At 58.3% G+C, this 18,991-nt stretch carries 16 protein-coding genes; 6 read left to right on the top strand and 10 right to left on the bottom strand.

Annotated elements, in window-relative coordinates; genetic code table 11:
• Positions 1–24: 24 nt before the first annotated feature.
• The 7 genes from ACR0I8_RS00330 to ACR0I8_RS00300 all read right to left on the bottom strand — a co-directional run bounded on the left by ACR0I8_RS00330 (position 25) and on the right by ACR0I8_RS00300 (position 8,126).
• Positions 25–600 carry a holin family protein gene (locus ACR0I8_RS00330; protein WP_170688606.1) on the bottom strand — a complete coding sequence of 192 codons (576 nt, stop codon included), beginning with the start codon at positions 598–600 and terminating at the stop codon, positions 25–27.
• On the bottom strand, positions 591–1,202 hold the full coding sequence (locus ACR0I8_RS00325) for a holin-associated N-acetylmuramidase (RefSeq protein WP_170688605.1): 612 nt from the start codon (positions 1,200–1,202) through the stop codon (positions 591–593). The genes ACR0I8_RS00330 and ACR0I8_RS00325 overlap by 10 nt, the downstream gene beginning before the upstream one ends.
• A 151-nt stretch (positions 1,203–1,353) precedes the next feature.
• On the bottom strand, positions 1,354–1,800 hold the full coding sequence (gene ccmE, locus ACR0I8_RS00320; protein WP_170458116.1) for a cytochrome c maturation protein CcmE: 447 nt from the start codon (positions 1,798–1,800) through the stop codon (positions 1,354–1,356).
• 7 nt (positions 1,801–1,807) lie between these two features.
• Positions 1,808–2,836: an N-acetyl-gamma-glutamyl-phosphate reductase gene (gene argC / locus ACR0I8_RS00315; RefSeq protein ID WP_170688604.1), complete on the bottom strand. Its 1,029-nt coding sequence runs from the start codon at positions 2,834–2,836 to the stop codon at positions 1,808–1,810.
• Between the two features lie 94 nt (positions 2,837–2,930).
• The gene (locus ACR0I8_RS00310) at positions 2,931–3,740 is read right to left on the bottom strand and encodes a glutamate racemase (RefSeq protein WP_170373618.1); all 810 of its coding nucleotides are present in this window, start codon (positions 3,738–3,740) and stop codon (positions 2,931–2,933) included.
• Positions 3,741–3,747: 7 nt separating this feature from the next.
• Positions 3,748–4,626 carry a lysophospholipid acyltransferase family protein gene (locus ACR0I8_RS00305; RefSeq protein ID WP_170688603.1) on the bottom strand — a complete coding sequence of 293 codons (879 nt, stop codon included), beginning with the start codon at positions 4,624–4,626 and terminating at the stop codon, positions 3,748–3,750.
• 80 nt (positions 4,627–4,706) lie between these two features.
• Entirely contained in the window at positions 4,707–8,126 is a 3,420-nt protein-coding gene (locus ACR0I8_RS00300; RefSeq protein ID WP_170688602.1) for an indolepyruvate ferredoxin oxidoreductase family protein, read from the bottom strand.
• A 169-nt stretch (positions 8,127–8,295) separates the two neighbouring features.
• On the opposite strand from ACR0I8_RS00300, the gene ACR0I8_RS00295 reads away from it, so the two are divergent.
• From ACR0I8_RS00295 to grxD, 5 genes are all read left to right on the top strand, one after another.
• Positions 8,296–9,204 carry a LysR family transcriptional regulator gene (locus ACR0I8_RS00295; protein ID WP_170373615.1) on the top strand — a complete coding sequence of 303 codons (909 nt, stop codon included), beginning with the start codon at positions 8,296–8,298 and terminating at the stop codon, positions 9,202–9,204.
• Positions 9,205–9,503: 299 nt separating this feature from the next.
• A complete protein-coding gene (locus ACR0I8_RS00290; protein ID WP_170688601.1) occupies positions 9,504–11,765 on the top strand; it encodes a mechanosensitive ion channel family protein in 2,262 nt (753 codons plus the stop codon).
• A 188-nt stretch (positions 11,766–11,953) separates the two neighbouring features.
• Positions 11,954–14,113: a phosphoribosylformylglycinamidine synthase subunit PurL gene (gene purL / locus ACR0I8_RS00285; RefSeq protein WP_170688600.1), complete on the top strand. Its 2,160-nt coding sequence runs from the start codon at positions 11,954–11,956 to the stop codon at positions 14,111–14,113.
• A gap of 138 nt (positions 14,114–14,251) precedes the next feature.
• Positions 14,252–14,488: a BolA/IbaG family iron-sulfur metabolism protein gene (locus ACR0I8_RS00280; RefSeq protein WP_170373612.1), complete on the top strand. Its 237-nt coding sequence runs from the start codon at positions 14,252–14,254 to the stop codon at positions 14,486–14,488.
• 249 nt (positions 14,489–14,737) lie between these two features.
• Positions 14,738–15,100 carry a Grx4 family monothiol glutaredoxin gene (gene grxD, locus ACR0I8_RS00275; protein ID WP_170548961.1) on the top strand — a complete coding sequence of 121 codons (363 nt, stop codon included), beginning with the start codon at positions 14,738–14,740 and terminating at the stop codon, positions 15,098–15,100.
• Positions 15,101–15,107: 7 nt separating this feature from the next.
• Here the strand turns inward: grxD and ACR0I8_RS00270 are convergent, their stop codons facing one another.
• The 3 genes from ACR0I8_RS00270 to ACR0I8_RS00260 are packed head-to-tail and all read right to left on the bottom strand — an operon-like array spanning position 15,108 to position 16,695.
• Entirely contained in the window at positions 15,108–15,455 is a 348-nt protein-coding gene (locus ACR0I8_RS00270; RefSeq protein WP_170373610.1) for an MliC family protein, read from the bottom strand.
• A complete protein-coding gene (locus ACR0I8_RS00265; RefSeq protein ID WP_170638781.1) occupies positions 15,452–15,844 on the bottom strand; it encodes a cell division protein ZapA in 393 nt (130 codons plus the stop codon). Before ACR0I8_RS00265 ends, ACR0I8_RS00270 begins: the two co-directional genes overlap by 4 nt.
• Positions 15,844–16,695, bottom strand: a complete 852-nt coding sequence (locus ACR0I8_RS00260; RefSeq protein WP_170641455.1) for a coiled-coil domain-containing protein — start codon at positions 16,693–16,695, stop codon at positions 15,844–15,846. The genes ACR0I8_RS00265 and ACR0I8_RS00260 overlap by 1 nt, the downstream gene beginning before the upstream one ends.
• 236 nt (positions 16,696–16,931) lie before the next feature.
• Between ACR0I8_RS00260 and tkt the strand changes: the two genes are divergently transcribed.
• Entirely contained in the window at positions 16,932–18,953 is a 2,022-nt protein-coding gene (gene tkt / locus ACR0I8_RS00255; RefSeq protein ID WP_170688599.1) for a transketolase, read from the top strand.
• The last annotated feature ends 38 nt before the right edge of the window (positions 18,954–18,991 follow it).

Raw genomic sequence — 18,991 nt, 5'->3', positions numbered from 1 at the left:
TTTCGGGGCACATAGTGTCGCAACTCAGCCCCTTTCGCGTCGCCAATCCTCTAAAGCCGGGTTCGCGTCGGCCAGCAGGCTCTCTTGTGACAAGCGCGCATCCGGCCCCGTATCTGCCGCACCGGGTCGGTCGCTGCGCATATTTCCAAGCGCATCAAGGTTGGCCAGAACTGTCGGAGTCCGCGCCATCACGGCCGAGATCTCGCGTTGCAAATCCAGCGATTTCGCCTGATGCCGTGCCCCAAAATAGAACGAGACAATAACGCCCAACAACCACCACAAAGGTTCTGGCACCAGCGCAATCCCCTGCATTCGCGCCGAAAACCAGATCGGATCGATCATGGCGGCAGCAAACAAGCCCAACGTTCCCAACGCCAAGGCCGGACGCGGAAGACGGTTCAACCCGTCCATAAACCGGTCGAACATGCCTTTGGGCGGCCTTTGAAACTCGGCTCCGAACTGCGTCATGGCCTGAGTTTGCGCCACCAACCGACGCTGGGCACCCGCATCGGCGTTCTCCCGAAAAACCTCTGCGGTTTCGCGCACCACGTTGCGCCCGCCACCGAACAAGAACCCCAAAACGCCCGAGATCAATCCCATCCCGAAACCCTCCTCTGAAACGCCTCATTGCTCAGGTGATAGCGATCCGACAGGAATTCTTCCGCCCGCCTGATCCAACCGCCTTTCCCGCCTGCACGGGTACGGGCATACTTTCGCGATGCAGGCCGCCGATCTGCGAGCCGAAAGTAATAATTCCGCCGCGCCACCCCATAGGCGTCCCGCAACTGAACCGGATTCGGGCGCGCCGCGTCCTGACTGGCGCCGATGGTCTGCGGGCCGATAACCCCGTCCACCACAACAGAAAAACCCATCTTCACCAAAAGCGATTGCAAAATGCGCACCGCCTGCGCGCCCGCGTTTACATACATGTCGAACACACTGGCCTGCAGCGCCTCGGGCAAAGCGGCGATCCCCGGTTTCTCAAAATAATGCTGCACAAAGATATCAACCGCCTGCGCGCTGCTGAGCGCTCGAACATCGGCGACATCAACCACCCCGTCCCGTGTCAAATCCAGCCCCAAACGCCGCATCGTGTGAATGGTCACGCCGAAATTGGTGGCTCCTCCCGGATCATCCGGATCATCCACAAACCCGCCTTCCCGACGCACAATCTCTTCGGCAATCTGTTGAACAGTCTGCATCACGACCCCCACCTGCATCAGTCGAGGGAACGATCCTGCAAACTCCTTAACAACCCCAAACGAAACAGAGCGCCGCCTGCCATCCGCACGCAACGCCCCTTCTTCTTCTGTTCAAAAATACCTCCGCCAGAGGCACGCAGCGCAGCTGCGTTCAGCTTTCGCCGGGATCTTTGTAAACGCCCTGTTCCTTCAAGGCGTCCATGACCTCTTTCGGCATATAGGTCTCATCGTGTTTTGCAAGAATTTCAGTCGCTTCAAACACACCGTTCACATAGCGACCCGTCCCAACCATACCCTCATTTTCCGAAAACAGATCCGGCAGAACCCCGGTAAACGCCACCGGAACGCTCTCTCCGCCATCAGTGACCACAAAGCGCACCGTTTCACCCTGCCCCCGGACGATCGAGCCCTCTTCGACCAGACCACCAATACGAAACACCTCGGTCGGCGAAGGCGGCTCGGCGATCACTTGGCTGGGCGAGCGGAAGAAGTTGATGCCATCGCGCATTGCATACCCAATCAACGCCGTCGACACCGCCAGGGCCGCCACGGCCACCAAAATGATCTGAACTCGACGACGTTTCTTGAGCGTTTTCATACCGTCCTCACGGGAACAAGGGGGCCATCATCAGCCCTCGGGTTTCATCCTCACCTAACATCAGGTTGGCATTCTGCAAGGCCTGCCCGCTGCTACCTTTTGTCAGGTTATCCAAAGCGGCGATCACAATCGCGCGCCGTTCAATCCGGTCCGCAACAACACCTATGTGGCAGAAATTCGATCCCCGCACATGGTGGGTCGAGGGCGCCTCGCCCGTCGGCAGAACCTCAATAAAAGGCTCGTCAGCATAGGCTTTTGCCAGCGTATCAAAAACGCTCTGCGGGTCGCCCTTCACGTAGGAGGTCGCCAGAATACCCCTGTTTGCCGGGATCAGGTGCGGCGTGAATTGGATATGCACCGTACGACCGGCCAGTTTAGAAAACTCCTGATCGAACTCACCCAAATGGCGGTGCGTACCACCGATGGCATAGGCATTTGCGCCTTCGCTCAGCTCGGCATGCAGCAGGTTTTCTTTCAACGACCGGCCAGCGCCCGACACGGCGCATTTCAGGTCGAGGATGATGTCGTCCAGATCAATAACCCCAGCCGAAATCAGCGGCCGCAGCACATATTGTCCGGTTGCCGCGTTGCAGCCCGTACCGGCCACAAGCCGTGCGGTCCGAATGTCGTCACGATAGAACTCGGTAAGGCCATAAACCGCCTCTTCCTGCTGCTCCAACGCGCTATGCGGGTTGCCGTACCATTTTTCATACTCATCGGCGTCCTGCAGCCGGAAATCAGCAGACAAATCAATGATCTTCAGATTCTTCGGCAGGTCCCGGATTACTTCCTGACTGGTTTTATGCGGCAAAGCGCAGAAACACAGGTCGATCTGGGAAAAGTCGATTTCAGAAATCTTACACAGATCCGGCAGGTTCATGTGGCGCAGATGCGGGAAGACCTGAGCCATCGACAGGCCCGCCTTACGTTCCGCCGCCAGCGCAACGATCTCCAAGTTCGGGTGCTCGGCGATCAGCCGCACCAGTTCAGCGCCAGTATAGCCTGAGGCGCCCAGAATTGCGATTTTATGGGTCATGTCAGACCTCTTCTTTGCATGTGTCACATATCATGACCGCCACTGTGACGGTCTTGGATTTAGAAAATCGGAGGGGTGGCGTCCTTGACCTAAATCAGGCCGCCTCAAACGAGATTTGTCGTCGGAGGAACTGTGTCGCCCGATCACTGACAAAACCGGGCTTGCCGGTGGTCAGATAGCCGCCTTCTCCCTCACCGAGCATGGTCGGGTGGCGTTGCAGATAGTCGGCCAGGCTTTCAGCCACCAGATCGCCCTGGCTGAACACCTGAACATCCGCGCCCAGAGCAGCCTGAAACGTCTCGGCCATCAAGGGGTAATGCGTGCAGCCCAGAATCGCCGCCTGAGGTTCGGGCATCTTGCGCTTCAACGCATCCACATGGCTGCGCACCAGAGCTTCGGCCAGAATCAAATCACCGTCTTCAATGGCATCCACCACGCCGCCGCAGGCCTGTGCCTCGACATCCACACCAATCGCGCGAAACGCCAGTTCCCGCTGGAAGGCGCGGCTGGAGACTGTGGCGGGCGTTGCAAACAAGGCCACATGCTTGACCGCCACTTCCCGCGGAGGCGAGTTGTCGCCCCATTGCCGCTCGGTCAGCGCCTCGATCAGAGGGACAAAGACCCCAAGAACCCGTTTGCCTTCGGGCACGCCTTCTTCCTGCATCCGGCGCAGGGCAGCCGCGCTGGCGGTATTGCAGGCCAGAATCACCAGATTGCAGCCGCGATCCCACAAGTCGTAGACCGCCTTGCGGGTTAGCTGATAGATATCCTCGGCATCGCGCACGCCATACGGCGCATGCGCACTGTCCGCGTAATACAGGAAATCCACGTCGGGCAGCCGTTGCTGCGCGGCGTTCAGGACGGTCAAACCGCCCAAACCGGAATCAAAGATACCTACTGCCATTAACCCTTCAGGCGCGATGCCGTTCCTCAAATTCATAGCCGTAGTCAAAAGACTTCAGCGGTGTCGGAGACAGCTCATACGTGGCTTTGCGCAGGAAATCCATCATCTTGCGCGTATCCTTGCTGAGTGGGTCCAGAACATCACGGCCAATTGGCTCGCCGATCACAACTCTCACAGGTGTATCGACGCGTTTCTTGAACTCCTTGATCAGCAATCCCATCCGCAGGGTGTTGTGCAAATGGCTGGCGATCTGGAACAAACGAGACGTGTGGCCGTCAAAGAAAACCGGCACCACTGTGGCATGGGATTTGGCGACCATCCGAGCGGTGAATCCGCGCCAGCCGGGGTCCATCGGGTGGTCGAACGGCGTGAGAGCCGTGCTGACGGTTCCACCCGGAAAAATTCCGATCGCCCCACCATCGCCAAGATAGTTCAACGCGGTTTTGCGGGTTTCAAGGTTCAGCTTCATTGCCTCTTTCGTCTCTTCAAAAGAGATCGGCAGGATGATGCGGTTCAGATCTTCTGCCTTACGGAACACGCGATGGGCCAGAATCCGGAAATCGCCGCGCGTTTCAGACAGGATATGCCCCATCATCAACCCGTCCAGAATGCCGTAAGGGTGGTTGGCAATCAGGATCAGAGGGCCGTCCTTCGGGATATTCGACAGCGCCCCGCCCACAACATCCAGCGTCAAACCGTAGCGTTCGACCATGACATCCCAGAAGTCGCGCCCCTTGGCGACGTCTTGTTCATACCCGTCCGCACGCTTAATCAGGCGCATGCGGCCTGTCGTGTTTTCCATCAGCTTGATGACCATCCGACCGCCCTTGGTTTCGGCGGAATGGGCATAAGAAATGTCTCGAACGACATGACGGCGCGAGGGCATCTGAGGACTCCGGAACTAACTGCCTGCATTATACGTTAAGCGGAGATTTTGCCTAGCGAAGGTGACAGGTTTGTGACGCCTCATTCCGCCGCAGCGCGCATCTCCGGTCCTCCGCTGCGGATCGCGGCCAGCAGTTCCTCGCGCCGTTTCGCAGCTTTGGCTTCGTTTTGCATCAAAACGGGGCCAAACCCACGTATGTCGAGCGGCAAACGGGCCAGTGCAACAATCGCATCCTGCGTGTCTTCCGTTATCAGAGGCAGTACCTCTTTCATGTCCTGTTCGTACTGTTTGATCAGCGCGCGTTCCATCCGCCGCTCGGCTGAGTAGCCGAAGATATCCAAAGGCGTGCCGCGCAAACTCTTCAACTTGGCCAACAGCTTTAAAGGCCCAAGCATCCATTCCCCAAAGGCGCGCTTTCGCGGTCTGCCATTGCTGCCCTCCCCACCAAAAATCGGCGGGGCCAGGTGGAAGGTCATGTTGAAATCACCGTCGAACTCGGCTGCGGCCTTGTCCCGGCTGGTCAGTAAAAGGCGCGCGACTTCGTATTCATCCTTGTAGGACAACAGCTTGTGATAGCCTTTTGCTACAGCCTCGCGCAGCGTTTCATCTGCTATACCGTCCACCAGCTTGCGGTAGCGTTTCGCCAATCGGGCCGACTGGTAGTCGGTCAGGTGCTGCGCCCGGAAGTCGATCATTTGGTCCAGGGTCTTGGGCAATTCCGAGACGGAAGGTGCCAGTATCGCCTGTGCCTCCTCCGGGTGTAGAACAGCCCAGCGACCCACGTCAAAAGCCCGTTTGTTGCGTTCCACGGCGGTTCCGTTCAGCTCAATCGCGGTCATGATCGCCTCACGACTGACAGGCAGAGTACCGCGCTGCCATGCCGCGCCGAAGACCATCATGTTGGAGTAGATCGAATCGCCCATCACGATCTTGGCCAGATCGGTCGCATCGAACAGGCTCACCCCTTTCTTCAGCCGCGCTTGCAGCGCCAGCTCCAACTGCTCGCCCGGAATACGGAATTCTGTATCGCGGGTAAAATCGCCGGTCACCGTGTTGTGGTTGTTGACCACCGCGCCGGTCTGTCCGGCCCGTGTCAGGCCCAGAGTTTTTGCCCCGGCCGAGACCACGAGGTCGCCGCCGATCAGCGCATGCGCCTCGCCGGTTGCGACGCGAATGGCGCTAATATCTTCCGGTCTGTTCGCCAGACGGCAATGAATATGCACCGCGCCGCCTTTTTGGGCGAGGCCGGCCATCTCCATCATACCCGCGCCCTTACCGTCGATTTGCGCCGCTTGCGCCAGAATCGCCCCGAGGGTCACAACACCTGTGCCACCAATTCCGGTGATAACCACGTTATGCGTACCATCGATCTGCGGCAGATCGGGCATGGGCAGATCGGGCAGATCAAGCTGTTTGGTCGCCTCTTTCCGAATCTTTGCCCCTTCCAGAGTGACAAAGGACGGACAGAAGCCGTTCAGGCACGAGAAATCCTTGTTACAGCTGGATTGATCAATCGCGCGTTTGCGGCCCAGTTCGGTCTCCTTGGGCACGATCGAGACGCAGTTCGACTGCACCCCGCAATCACCGCATCCTTCGCAAATATCAGTATTGATGAAGACGCGCTTGTCCGGATCCGGGAACTCACCACGCTTGCGGCGACGGCGTTTTTCGGCCGCGCAGGTCTGGACATAGACGATGACCGAGACGCCCTCGATCTCGCGGAACCGGTCCTGCACTTTCATCAACTCGGCACGTTCAAAGCTTTCCACCCCCGAAGGTAGAGCCCCAAGGTTCACGTCTTCCTTTTCATCATAGACCAGAGCCACATGCTGCACGCCCATGGCCTTCACCTCGGCCACGATCCGTTCAGCCGTCAGATCGCCTTCGTTCCCCTGCCCGCCGGTCATGGCAACCGCATCGTTGAACAGGATTTTAAAGGTGATGTTTGTGCCCGCCGACAGCGCCGCACGGATCGCCTGCACACCCGAGTGGTTATACGTCCCGTCGCCCAGGTTCTGGAACACGTGCTTGGTAGTCGAGAACGGAGCCTCACCAATCCAGTTCGCGCCCTCGCCGCCCATCTGGGTGAAGCCAGTCGTCTCACGGTCCATCCACTGCACCATGTAGTGGCACCCGATACCTGCATAGGCGCGGCTGCCTTCGGGCACTTTGGTTGAGCTGTTATGCGGACAGCCCGAACAGAAATACGGCAAACGCGTCGCGATTTCTTGTGCGTTGTCTGCGCGCCGCGCCTCAGACAGTTTGGCGAGGCCTGCGCGGACACTATCCGTATCGCGTCCCTCTTCAATCAGGATGTCACCCAGCTTTTCGGCAATCATGATAGGGTCCAATGCGCCGCGTGTGGGGAACAACTCCTCACGATGCAGCGTTCCGGCGCCGCCCTTGTACCAGCCATAAACGCGGCGACCCCGGCGGTCGTCAAAAATTGCCTCTTTGACCTGCACCTCGATCAGCTTGCGTTTTTCTTCAACGATCACAATCAGGTCCAGTCCTTCAGCCCAATCATGGAACCCGGCCATATCCAGGGGGAACGTCTGCCCGATCTTGTAAGTCGTGATGCCCAGCCGTTCCGCCTCGGCCTCATCAATGTTCAGCAAAGACAGCGCGTGGGTCAGGTCCAGCCAGTTTTTACCCGCCGCAACGAACCCGATCTTGGCCCCCGGCTTGCCCCAGACACGTTTGTCCAGCTTGTTGGCATGCGAGAACGTCTCGGCCGCGAAACGCTTGTAGTCGATCACGCGGGCCTCTTGCAGATGCGGCGTATCGCCAAGACGGATGTTCAAGCCACCTTCGGGCATGTCGAATTCGGGGATCACGACGCCCATCCGGTCGGGCCTGCCATCGACGACCGAGGTCACCTCAATCGTGTCCTTCATTGTTTTCAGACCAACCCAGACACCGGCAAACCGGCTGAGCGCAAAGCCGTAAATGCCATAGTCCAAAATCTCCTGCACGCCTGCAGGGCTGACCACGGGCATATACATATCGACCAGAGACCACTCCGACTGGTGCAACACGGTCGAGCTTTCGCCTGTATGGTCATCCCCCATTGCCATCAGCACACCGCCATGTTGCGCGGTGCCCGCCATATTGGCGTGACGCATCACATCGCCCGACCGGTCAACCCCCGGCCCCTTGCCGTACCAAAGACCAAAGACGCCGTCATACCGGCCATCGCCGCGCAGGCCCGCCTGCTGGCTGCCCCAAAGCGCGGTGGCCGCCAGATCCTCGTTCAAGCCGTATTGAAAGGTCACATCGCTTTCAGCCAGATAGCGCTGGGCGCGCATCATCTGCTGATCCACCGCACCCAGAGGTGAACCGCGATAACCCGTCACTAGCCCAGCGGTATTGAGCCCGGCCTTTTGATCGCGGGCCTTCTGCATCAGCATCAGACGCACAAGCGCCTGTGTTCCGTTCAAAAGAACGGGTGATTTTTCAAGATCGAAGCGGTCGTTCAGCGTTATGTGTGGCTGACTCATCAGACGTCTCCCCTCGTCAGATCAGTGTGCTTTATATTCACGCATTTTAGGTCACAATTATTGACCTGTATAGCCATTATCCCCTGAATCCCAAGGATTTCATGGTTTGATTGTGGAACTTGTTACCTATTTCATATAGGGCTTCACGAGGATAACGAAAGTTGCGGCGATGGATTGGGACAAGCTTAGAATATTTCACGCGGTGGCCGATGCGGGCAGCCTGACCCATGCGGGGGATAGGCTCAATTTATCTCAATCCGCCGTGAGCCGTCAGATCCGCGCGCTTGAAGAATCGCTCGACGCAACCCTTTTCCACCGCCACGCCCGCGGCCTGATTCTGACCGAACAGGGTGAATTGCTGTTTGATGCGACCTCGGCCATGTCCAAACGTCTGGACGCCGCCGCGGCGCGCATCCGCGACAGCGAAGAGGAAGTCTTCGGCGTCCTACGCGTGACCACCACGTTCGGCTTCGGCACCCTGTGGCTGGCCCCCCGCTTGCCTAAACTCTACGAACAGTACCCAGATCTGAACATCGACTTGATGCTGGAAGAGCGTGTTCTGGACCTGCCCATGCGTGAAGCCGACGTTGCCATCCGCATGAAAGAGCCCAGCCAGGCCGATCTGATCCGCAAACGCCTGATGACCGTCCAGATGAAGCTCTATGCCACGCAGGAGTATCTGGAATCCCATGGCGGAATGCTGAAATCGCTGGAAGAGATCAAGGAACACCGTCTGATCAGCCAGACACCGTCGGCCCCGCAGGTGGGCGCAAGTGCGGCGATGGTGCGTCATCTGATGACCTTCAATCCGGGGTCCCTGCTGACAGTAAACAACTATTTCGGCGTGCTTCAGGGCGTGTTGCACAACCTGGGAATTGGCGTCCTGCCCGACTACGTGACACAGGACTTCCCGCACCTCGTTCCGATCTTGTCGGAAATCGAAAACGCGGACGTTCCCGTTTACCTCGCTTATCCGGAAGAATTGCGCCATTCCAAGCGGGTCGGAGCATTCCGCGACTTCGTTCAGGACGAGATCATCGCGCAACGCAAACAGCTGAAAATGATGGGTAAACTCTAGCTATGCACTCGCGGCATAGCAGCAATGCTGAACGATCAGATTAAAACTTCTTGAACGTTCACAAACCGACCCCTAAATGAGCACTCGAAGGCGGTGATGCTGAAACGCTCATCATCTTCATACCTCCCTGTTGGACTATGGCCGAGCTTAGTGCTCGGCCTTTTTTTTGGCTTCTTCAAAAATCATTTTTTAGTTTTCCCCAATCTCACCGCCCAGAGCGATGAAATTTCTGGGAAAATCTCCGACACCTGCCTATGATCCGAAAAAACGTTTAAAAATTCGTGTTCGAGGACAGAACCATGATAAGCCCCCTCCGCCTTCTGGCGGCGATTTTTTCACTATTTTTACTGGTTGGACCCCTGCATGCCCAAGTCGCGGGCACGTCGACCTCCAGTGCGCCTGCCCCTGTTAGCATTCCCGAAGACCTGACGCCCGAGCAGGTTGATGACTTGGTTGCACGGATGTCGGATGATCAGGTCCGCTCTATCCTGTTGGAGCGTCTGGACGCGGTGGCCGAGAAAAACGCAGCCGCTGCAGAGGATCGCGAGGATCCGATTACCGAGTTGAATGAAGTCTGGAGCGAAATGGTCGCCTCTTGGACGCATGTCATAACGACCGTCCCCAATCTCTTCAGCGCGCAAGCCACCGCCATCAAGAATTTTGCAACCACCTTCACCTCATTCGGTGCTTTGGTTCTGATGGGGCTGGTTGCAAGTGTTCTGGTTGTGGGCTTCATCGCCGAAAAACTATTCGAGATTCTGACCCGCCGCTGGCATGTCCAGACCGAGGCCGAGGCCGAGGGCGATCTCTGGGGCGCTGCCCGGTATCTTTTCGGTCGTTTCTGTCGGGAAATCGCTGGGCTTGTAGTATTTTACGTGGTCATCCGCGCGGTTGGGCGTGGCCTGCTGACGCCCGAGCAAATCACCTATGCCGGGCCGTTTGTGTTCTACCTGATCTGGATACCACGGCTGGGTGCCGCCGCCTCACGCTTTGTGCTGGCACCGAACAAACCCCACTACCGTCTGGTAAATATCGACGATCACTGGGCCAAATACCTGCACCGCAACCTGATCGGGTTGCTGATCCTGATCGGTTTCACCCTGTTCCTGCTGCACTTCAACAGCCTGAACGGCATCACGGGGGATGATACGCGTATCGGCTTCTGGCTGAACGCAGGCATCCACATCTACATCGGCCTGATCGCATGGAATGCGCGTGAAGGTCTGTCGCAGATGATGTTGGGAACGGACCCGGACCACACCAAGTTCGACGAGGAAGTGGCACATTATTACCCCTACTTCGCCATTGCGGTCTCGGCTGCGACTTGGCTTCTGGTCGAGTTTCTGGTGGCGCAGCGTAACCCGGCATCGCTGGCTCTGCTGGTTCAGGGGGCGCATTTCACCACCATGTTCTGGCTGTTGATCGCCCCGGCGCTCGACACTCTTATCCGAGGACTTGTCCGTCATCTGCAACCTCCGATGCAGGGCGAAGGTTCGGTGGCCGAACGCGCCTATAAGTCAACCAAGCGCAGCTACATCCGTATCGGTCGGGTTCTGGCCGGTATTCTGGTCATCCTGATGATCGCCAACGCATGGGATCTCGATCTGCAGGAAATCGCTGGTGGGGATGCGGATTCAGGTAGCAAACTGGTGCAGTTCTTCATCATCATCGCCGTTGGCTACATCCTCAATGAGGTCGTCTCGCTCTGGATCAACCGCCGACTGGCGAAAGAGATGACCGCCGCGCAAAGCCCGGACGAAGAAGCTGGCGAAGGCGGCGGTGCTGGTGGCTCGCGTCTGGCAACGGTTCTGCCGCTGCTGCGAGTAACGGCTCAGGTGGCGATTGCCGTGATCTTCGTTTTGCTGGCATTGGGCGCCCTTGGGCTCGACATCACGCCACTTCTGGCTGGTGCAGGTATCCTGGGTCTGGCCATCGGTTTCGGCGCGCAAAAGCTGGTATCCGACATCGTTGGCGGCATTTTCTTCCTGATCGATGATGCATTCCGCGTTGGTGAGTATGTCGATGTGGGAGGCACCACCGGGACAGTCGAGAAGATCTCGATCCGCTCCATGCAACTGCGTCACCATCGCGGGCCGGTGCACACCATTCCATATGGTGAGATTCAGAAACTGACCAATTACAGCCGCGACTGGGTCATCATGAAGCTAAAATTCACCGTGCCGTTCGACACCGATCCCAACAAGGTGAAGAAGATCTTTAAGAAGATCGGCGCCGAGATGATGGAGGACGAGACCCACAAGGATGGCTTCCTGCAGCCGTTCAAGTCTCAGGGTGTGTTCGACTTTGACGATGTCGGCATGATCATCCGGGGCAAGTTCATGGCCAAACCCGGCAAGCAGTTCACCCTGCGCAAAGAGATCTTCAACCGCGTCAAAGCCGCCTTCAAAGAAAACGGCATCGACTTCGCACGCCGCGAAGTGCGTGTCGCCATTCCCGGTCTGGATGATGCGGAACACCTGAGTGAAGACCAAAAAGCAGCCGTTGGCGCTGCCGCTGGTGCCGTCGCGCAGCAGGCGCAGCAACAGGACCAGCAGAAGTAAACTCATCCGGCACGCGGCTGTCTCTGTCGCGTGCCGGAACCCTATTTGTGGCTCTGTCCGATCCCCGCAATTTGCACCTTTGTCCGGTTTGCAACAGGACAGCGCGCGGAAAGTGCCTTTTCTCTTCCCCCCGGCGGTCCCTTCCCCTAAAAGGCGCCAAACATTGCCATCTCGGGGACCGAAACAGGATGCAAGAGCCAGCCATCACACCTGATCTGATTGCCGCCCACGGGTTGAAGCCCGAGGAATACGACATGATCCTCGAGATCATCGGGCGTGAGCCGACATTCACCGAGCTTGGCATTTTCTCGGCCATGTGGAACGAGCATTGCTCTTATAAATCCTCCAAGAAATGGCTGCGCACCCTGCCAACGTCTGGTCCTCAGGTCATTTGCGGACCGGGTGAGAACGCAGGCGTTGTTGATATCGGTGACGGGCAAGCAGTTGTTTTCAAGATGGAAAGCCACAACCACCCGTCTTACATCGAACCCTATCAGGGTGCGGCAACCGGCGTTGGCGGCATTCTGCGCGACGTCTTCACCATGGGCGCGCGCCCGATTGCCTCGATGAACGCCCTGTCCTTTGGTGAGCCCGGTCACCACAAGACCCGCCAACTGGTCAACGGCGTGGTCGAAGGCATTGGCGGCTATGGCAACTGCTTCGGTGTGCCCTGTGTCGGAGGTGAGGTTCGCTTCCACCCGGCCTATAACGGCAACTGCCTTGTGAATGCGTTCGCTGCAGGTTTGGCTGATAGCGACAAAATCTTCTACTCGGCGGCCTCTGGCGTCGGCATGCCCGTCGTTTACCTCGGTGCCAAAACCGGACGTGACGGCGTTGGTGGTGCGACCATGGCCTCGGCTGAGTTCGACGATACCATCGAAGAGAAACGCCCCACCGTTCAGGTCGGCGACCCCTTCACCGAAAAGCGCCTGATGGAGGCGACGCTGGAGCTGATGAAAACCGGCGCTGTAATCTCGATCCAAGACATGGGCGCGGCAGGCCTGACCTGCTCGGCCGTTGAGATGGGCGACAAGGGTGGTCTGGGTGTCCGTTTGGACCTCGAAAACGTCCCGCAGCGCGAAGAGAACATGACAGCTTATGAAATGATGCTTTCCGAGTCACAGGAACGCATGCTGATGGTTCTGAAGCCCGAGCTGGAGGCCGAAGCCCGCGCCGTATTCGAAAAGTGGGACCTTGACTTTGCCATCGTCGGCGAAACCATCGCCGAAGACCGTTTTCTGATCATGCACAATGGAGAGGTGAAGGCTGATCTGGTCCTGTCGAAGCTCTCCTCGACCGCGCCGGAATATGACCGCCCATGGGTCGCGACGCCTGAGGCTGAGGAACTAGCCGACGTCCCGCAGATTGACCCGATTGATGGTCTGCGCGCCCTGCTCTCTTCGCCCAACTATGCGGGCAAGCAGTGGGTGTATGAGCAGTATGACACCATGGTTATGGCCGACAGCGCCCGCACCCCGGGTCTGGGCGCCGGTATGGTCCGTGTTCACGGTACCGACAAGGTGCTGGCCTTTACCTCAGACGTGACGCCGCGCTATGTCCGCGCCAACCCGGTTGAAGGTGGTAAGCAAGCGGTGGCAGAGGCTTATCGCAACCTGACCGCTGTCGGGGCCAAACCGCTGGCCACAACCGACAACCTGAATTTCGGCAACCCTGAAAAGCCCGAGATCATGGGCCAGTTCGTTGGCGCGATTCAAGGCATCGGAGCCGCCGTTGGCGCGCTGGATGTGCCCATCGTGTCCGGCAACGTCTCACTTTACAACGAGACCGATGGTCAGGCGATCTTGCCGACCCCGACCATTGGCGCCGTTGGCCTGCTCGACCACACCGATGAGATTATCGGAAACGAGGTGCGTGAAGGTCACGTTGCCCTCGTGATCGGCGAAACCAAAGGCCACCTGGGCCAGTCCGCCCTTCTTGTCGAGGTGTTCAACCGCGAAGAAGGCGATGCGCCCCACGTGGATCTTGAGGCCGAGAAACGCAACGGCGACTTCATCCGCGCCAACCGCGAGATGATCAAGGCCTGTACCGACCTGAGCGACGGTGGCCTGGCGCTTGCAGCGTTTGAACTGGCCGAAGCAGCGGGCGTTGGCGTTCACCTCGACGATGCCTCGACCGAAATCCTGTTCGGCGAAGATCAAGCCCGATATCTGGTGGCCTGCAACTTTGATCAGGCCGAGGCATTGATGATCGCAGCCGGTCAGGCTGGCGTTCCCCTGACCTCAGTCGGTCGCTTTACCGGCGAAACTGTGAAGATCGGCAGTTCCGAAGCCCCTCTGGCCGAATTGACTGAGATTTTCCGCCAAAGCTTTGCCACCGCGGTCGCCTGATCACACTACTCTTTCTACAAACCAATAGTCCCGCGCCCTGATCGGTGCGGGATTTGCATATCTGAAAGACCTTCCACATCTTGCACGCGCCTTCCCATCGCTCTACATCTTGGGAAAGACCTTCAGGAGTAAGCCTACATGCCGATGAGCGCCCACGAGATTGAAACCCTGCTGCGCGAGAGCTTTCCCAACGCGGAAATTCAGGTTGGCGGCAGCGATGGCGTTCACATGTCCGCCATGGTCGTGGACGAGAGCTTTCGGGGCAAGAACCGCGTCCAGCAACAGCGCGCTGTTTATGCGGCCCTGAAAGGCAAGATGGACGGCCCGGATGGAGACCTGCACGCGCTGGCGCTGACCACCAAAGTTCCGGAGTAGAATGGAACATGCGATTGTAATCTCAATTGCGGTTTCCGTATTTGTTTTGCTCATCGCGCTGTTGGCGCGGAACAACTCAAAGACTGGGCGCAAGACGAGGCGTGGAACGCCGCCCGGACAGGGATGACACCTCCTATATTCCTCCTATCAATCACATGACGCTACAATTAGCTCTGCAGAGACCCATATCCCCAAGGATACGCAAGATTACGCCAAAGCTATGATGCCGAAGAGCAAAGGAAACGCGAAATGACCGACGTGAAGACCCAGATCGACGAAACCGTCAAAGCCAATGACGTGGTGCTGTATATGAAAGGCACCAAAGAGATGCCTCAGTGCGGTTTCTCATCCCGTGTGGCAGGTGTGCTGAACTACATGGGCGTCGACTACGCTGATGTGAATGTTTTGGCCGACGAAGCAGTCCGTCAGGGCATCAAGGACTATTCGGACTGGCCGACAGTGCCGCAGCTCTATGTCAAAGGCGAGTTTGTTGGTGGCTGCGATATCATCACCGAAATGACCCTGTCGGGTGAATTGGACACGTTGTTTGACGAAAATGGTGTCGGCTACAACAAGGAAGCAGCCGACAAAATCCGTGAGGCCAACGCCTGATCCGGCCTTAACGGCTGGAACAATCTTGAAAAATGACCTGCTCGCTGGCGGCGTTTGTCGCCAGAAAGCTCACCGTGGCATTCCACCCTTTTGATCGCAGGATATAGGTTCCGTTCGTATCCACGGATTCGTACCGAATGCCCGAACCGCTCTCGACCTGTCGCATCGCGACCAGAGAATTGTCGACCATCGTCGCCGCGGCGCCCGAGCCGTCCGATGCGTTGAAATACGTCACTGGCAGCGGAATACCGTTCTCGCAGTTGAACGTCACCGTCAGTATGTCGATCTCGGCCATCGCCTTGGATGCACACACAAGGGCCACGGCCCCACAGATCAAGCCGCATGCTCGTTTCATTTTGTTTTTTCCTCGATGTCTGATGCCAGGGCTTCGGCCCGTGCGGCCAATTCGGCCAGTGTATCCGTAACCGAAGGCGGCACGACAGCGACCTCGATCCGTTCGGGTTCAGGTGCCGGCGCGCTGCGTAGCGTTTGAAGCTCGGCCTCGGTTTCGGCCAGCTTCGCCTCAAGCGCTTTGACTTTGTCATCAGTCGCGGCTGTTTTATCCGCCAACATCAGACCGGCCATCAACAACATGCGGGATTCGGGCATACGCCCAATCTGATCCGAAAGCACCTGCGCTTCGTCATCCAGCATTTTCGCGGCGGCCTGCAGAAAACTTTCTTCCCCGTCCTGACAAGACACGTCAAACCCGCGCCCGCCGATATGAATGGTCACTTCGGGCATTACTCAACCTCACCTTCTGCCAGTTTCGCCTGCGATAGCAGAGGCTCAAGGCGAGCCAGAACAGCCCGTGCCTCGGCCGCATCGGTCGCTTGCGCCGCGCGCGTTGCTTCCAACTCCGCCACAGTCGCCTGATTCAACAGCTCCGCGTCCTGAACTCCCTCTTGCGCCGCAGCGCGCAGGGCATCAACCGAGTTGCGTAGTTGCTCATTCGCCTGCCGCATCCTCTGCAGATCGTCATCCAGACGTGACATGGCAGCCCCGTGGCTGGCGCGCTCGGCCCTCAACATCTCCAGCTCTGCGTTCAGCTCGGCCACCCGTTCGCTATCGGCCAATTCGGCCTGCAAACGGCTGTTTTCGGCCTCGATGTCTCCAGCCCGCAAAATAGCAGCCCTCATCTCTTCAATCTCGGCACGCAGCGCTGCCGGGTCTTCCTGACCTTCCAGATCGGCCCGCAATTGCGCGTTCTCGGCTTTCAGAGCGTCCAGTTCCTCGGTGTTTTCCAGTGCCGCCTTGGCCTCGGCCAGTTCGGCCCGCGCAGCCTCAACCGCAGAAAGCTTGGTTGCGGCTTCGGCCAACTCAGCCCGCAGCGCGTCGACATCGGCCGTAGGCTCTGGAGCAGCACGCAGCGCCTCCATATCGGCGCGCATGCCGTCAACTTCCTGCTCGTGGCGTTCCTTCAACGAAGTCAAGCGTTCTTGCAGCTGCGCGTTGGCAACACGCTCATCATCCAACGCTGCTTGCAAGCCATGATCTGCATCGCCTGCGGGCGCGCTTTGCAGGGCTGTCACGCCCGTGCCAATACGCTCCATCGCGGCAAGAATGCGTTGCTGTAACTCTTCAATCTGGCTCATGCCCCTGTCACCTCTTAACCAAGGTTCATTCTGTTGCCGAACCGCCCGAATCAAGAATCGGTCCCGCTTGACCCCAGTCTAGCGGAATGTGACGGAAAATACCCACTGTTTGGTTTCAAAGGCTTGGACTGCTCTCTTCAAGCGGTGCGACCTTGTTTCGCCCGGTTCTGCTTGCACTTTGAGGGGTGAATGCTATTGAGCGCGCAATCTGCTTCAAACCCAAAGGAACAACGCCCGTGGACCTGACTGCGCTGCGCAATGCAAACCCCGAACACTGGGACAAAGCTGCGGCCATCCGCACCCTGACCCTTGACGCCGTCGCCGCCGCCAATTCCGGCCATTCCGGTATGCCGATGGGCATGGCCGATGTTGCGACCGTCCTGTTCGAAAAGCACCTGAAATTCGACGCCTCGGCTCCGAACTGGCCGGACCGCGACCGCTTCATTCTGTCGGCGGGCCACGGCTCGATGCTGATCTATTCGCTGCTTTATCTCACCGGCCACGCGGATGTGACGCTGGACGAGATCAAGAACTTCCGTCAGCTGGGCGCGAAAACTGCGGGTCACCCGGAGAACTTCCTAGTCGACGGGATCGAGACCACAACTGGCCCACTGGGTCAGGGCATCTCGAACGCTGTGGGCTTTGCCATGGCCGAGGAAATCCAACGCGCGCATTACGGCAAGAAGATCGTTGATCACTACACCTACGTGATCGCAGGCGACGGCTGCCTGATGGAGGGCGTCAGCCAAGAGGCGATCACCCTCGCCGGTCGTCATGAGCTGGGCAAACTGATCGTCTTCTGGGATGACAACAACATCACCATCGACGGCACCGTGGATATCGCCGACCGTACCGATCAGGTGCGCCGTTTTGCGGCCTCGGGCTGGCATGTTATCGAGATCGACGGCCATGATCCCCAAGCGATCGACGCGGCTATCACGCAGGCGAAAAAGTCGAAAAAACCTTCGATGATTGCCTGCAAAAGCCACATCGCTCTGGGTCACGCCGCACAGGATACCTCGAAAGGTCATGGCGCGCTGACAGATCAGGAGCAGCTGAAAGCCGCCAAAGAAGGCTATGGCTGGCCGCATGACGCGTTCGAAATCCCTGCCAATGTGAAATCGGCTTGGGAAGCCATCGGCGCCCGTGGTGCCGCCGAGCGCGCAGAATGGGAAGAGCGTTTCGCGCAAATCTCGGAGCGTAAACAGGCCGAGTTCAGCCGCGCCTACGCGTTTGAAGCACCCAAGAAACTGGCCGGTGCGATCCGTTCCTTCAAGAAACAGATGTCGGAGGATCAGCCCAAGTTGGCCACCCGCGCCTCGTCCGAAAAGGTTCTAAACGTTGTGAACCCGATCATGACCGAGACCGTGGGCGGCTCGGCTGACCTGACCGGTTCGAACAACACCAAATCGGCTGATATGGGTGTGTTCCTGCCGGAAAACCGCAAGGGTCGCTACATCCACTACGGTATCCGTGAGCACGGTATGGCCGCAGCGATGAACGGTATGGCGCTACACGGTGGCATTCGCCCCTATGGCGGCACCTTCATGGCCTTCACCGACTATGCCCGCCCGTCCATGCGTCTGGCCGCGCTGATGAAAATCCCGTCGGTCTTCGTGATGACCCATGACTCGATCGGTCTGGGTGAAGACGGCCCGACCCACCAGCCGGTCGAGCATCTAGCGATAAGCCGCGCGACGCCGAACACCTATGTGTTCCGCCCCGCCGACACCGTCGAGACCGCTGAAGCCTGGGAACTGGCGCTGACCTTCAAGGACAGCCCCTCGGTCCTGTCGCTGACCCGTCAGGGCGTGCCGACCGTGCGCAAGGATCACAAAGCCAAGAACTTGACCGCGCAGGGTGCTTACGTTCTGGCGGAAGCTGAGAGCAAGCGTCAGGCAATCCTGATCGCTACGGGCTCTGAGGTTTCCTTGGCAATGGAAGCCAAAGCGATGCTTGAAGCCGAAGGCATCGGTACCCGCGTCGTCTCCATGCCGTGTATGGAGCTGTTCGCTGAACAAGACGAAGCCTACCGCAAGCGCGTTCTGCCCGCCGGAGCGGTTCGCGTCGGCATCGAAGCCGCTGTTCGCGCCGGTGGTTGGGATCGCTGGCTGCTGGGTGAGCGTGGTCGCGAAGCCAAGGCAGGTTTCATCGGCATGTCGAGCTTTGGTGCCTCTGCTCCAGCTGGTGATCTGTATAAGCATTTCGGCATTACCGCCGAAGCGACCGTAGCCAAGGTCAAGGAACTTCTGGGCTAATCCAGCCTGCCACAAAATGAAAAGCCCCGGTCCACGCC

The organism is Ruegeria sp. BG9 (genome assembly GCF_056538305.1).
The sequence above is the reverse complement of the archived record's forward strand: the minus strand, read 5'-3'. Positions and strand labels throughout refer to the sequence as shown.

Coding starts and splice junctions, on each gene's coding strand:
- ACR0I8_RS00280 (WP_170373612.1), top strand. CDS start 14,252: ATGCCGATGAGCGCCCACGAGATTGAAACCCTGCTGCGCGAGAGCTTT.
- ACR0I8_RS00330 (WP_170688606.1), bottom strand. CDS start 600: ATGGGATTGATCTCGGGCGTTTTGGGGTTCTTGTTCGGTGGCGGGCGC.
- ACR0I8_RS00265 (WP_170638781.1), bottom strand. CDS start 15,844: ATGCCCGAAGTGACCATTCATATCGGCGGGCGCGGGTTTGACGTGTCT.
- ACR0I8_RS00310 (WP_170373618.1), bottom strand. CDS start 3,740: ATGGCAGTAGGTATCTTTGATTCCGGTTTGGGCGGTTTGACCGTCCTG.
- ACR0I8_RS00325 (WP_170688605.1), bottom strand. CDS start 1,202: ATGCAGACTGTTCAACAGATTGCCGAAGAGATTGTGCGTCGGGAAGGC.
- ACR0I8_RS00270 (WP_170373610.1), bottom strand. CDS start 15,455: ATGAAACGAGCATGCGGCTTGATCTGTGGGGCCGTGGCCCTTGTGTGT.
- argC (WP_170688604.1), bottom strand. CDS start 2,836: ATGACCCATAAAATCGCAATTCTGGGCGCCTCAGGCTATACTGGCGCT.
- ACR0I8_RS00290 (WP_170688601.1), top strand. CDS start 9,504: ATGATAAGCCCCCTCCGCCTTCTGGCGGCGATTTTTTCACTATTTTTA.
- grxD (WP_170548961.1), top strand. CDS start 14,738: ATGACCGACGTGAAGACCCAGATCGACGAAACCGTCAAAGCCAATGAC.
- purL (WP_170688600.1), top strand. CDS start 11,954: ATGCAAGAGCCAGCCATCACACCTGATCTGATTGCCGCCCACGGGTTG.
- ccmE (WP_170458116.1), bottom strand. CDS start 1,800: ATGAAAACGCTCAAGAAACGTCGTCGAGTTCAGATCATTTTGGTGGCC.
- ACR0I8_RS00300 (WP_170688602.1), bottom strand. CDS start 8,126: ATGAGTCAGCCACACATAACGCTGAACGACCGCTTCGATCTTGAAAAA.
- ACR0I8_RS00305 (WP_170688603.1), bottom strand. CDS start 4,626: ATGCCCTCGCGCCGTCATGTCGTTCGAGACATTTCTTATGCCCATTCC.
- ACR0I8_RS00260 (WP_170641455.1), bottom strand. CDS start 16,695: ATGAGCCAGATTGAAGAGTTACAGCAACGCATTCTTGCCGCGATGGAG.
- ACR0I8_RS00295 (WP_170373615.1), top strand. CDS start 8,296: ATGGATTGGGACAAGCTTAGAATATTTCACGCGGTGGCCGATGCGGGC.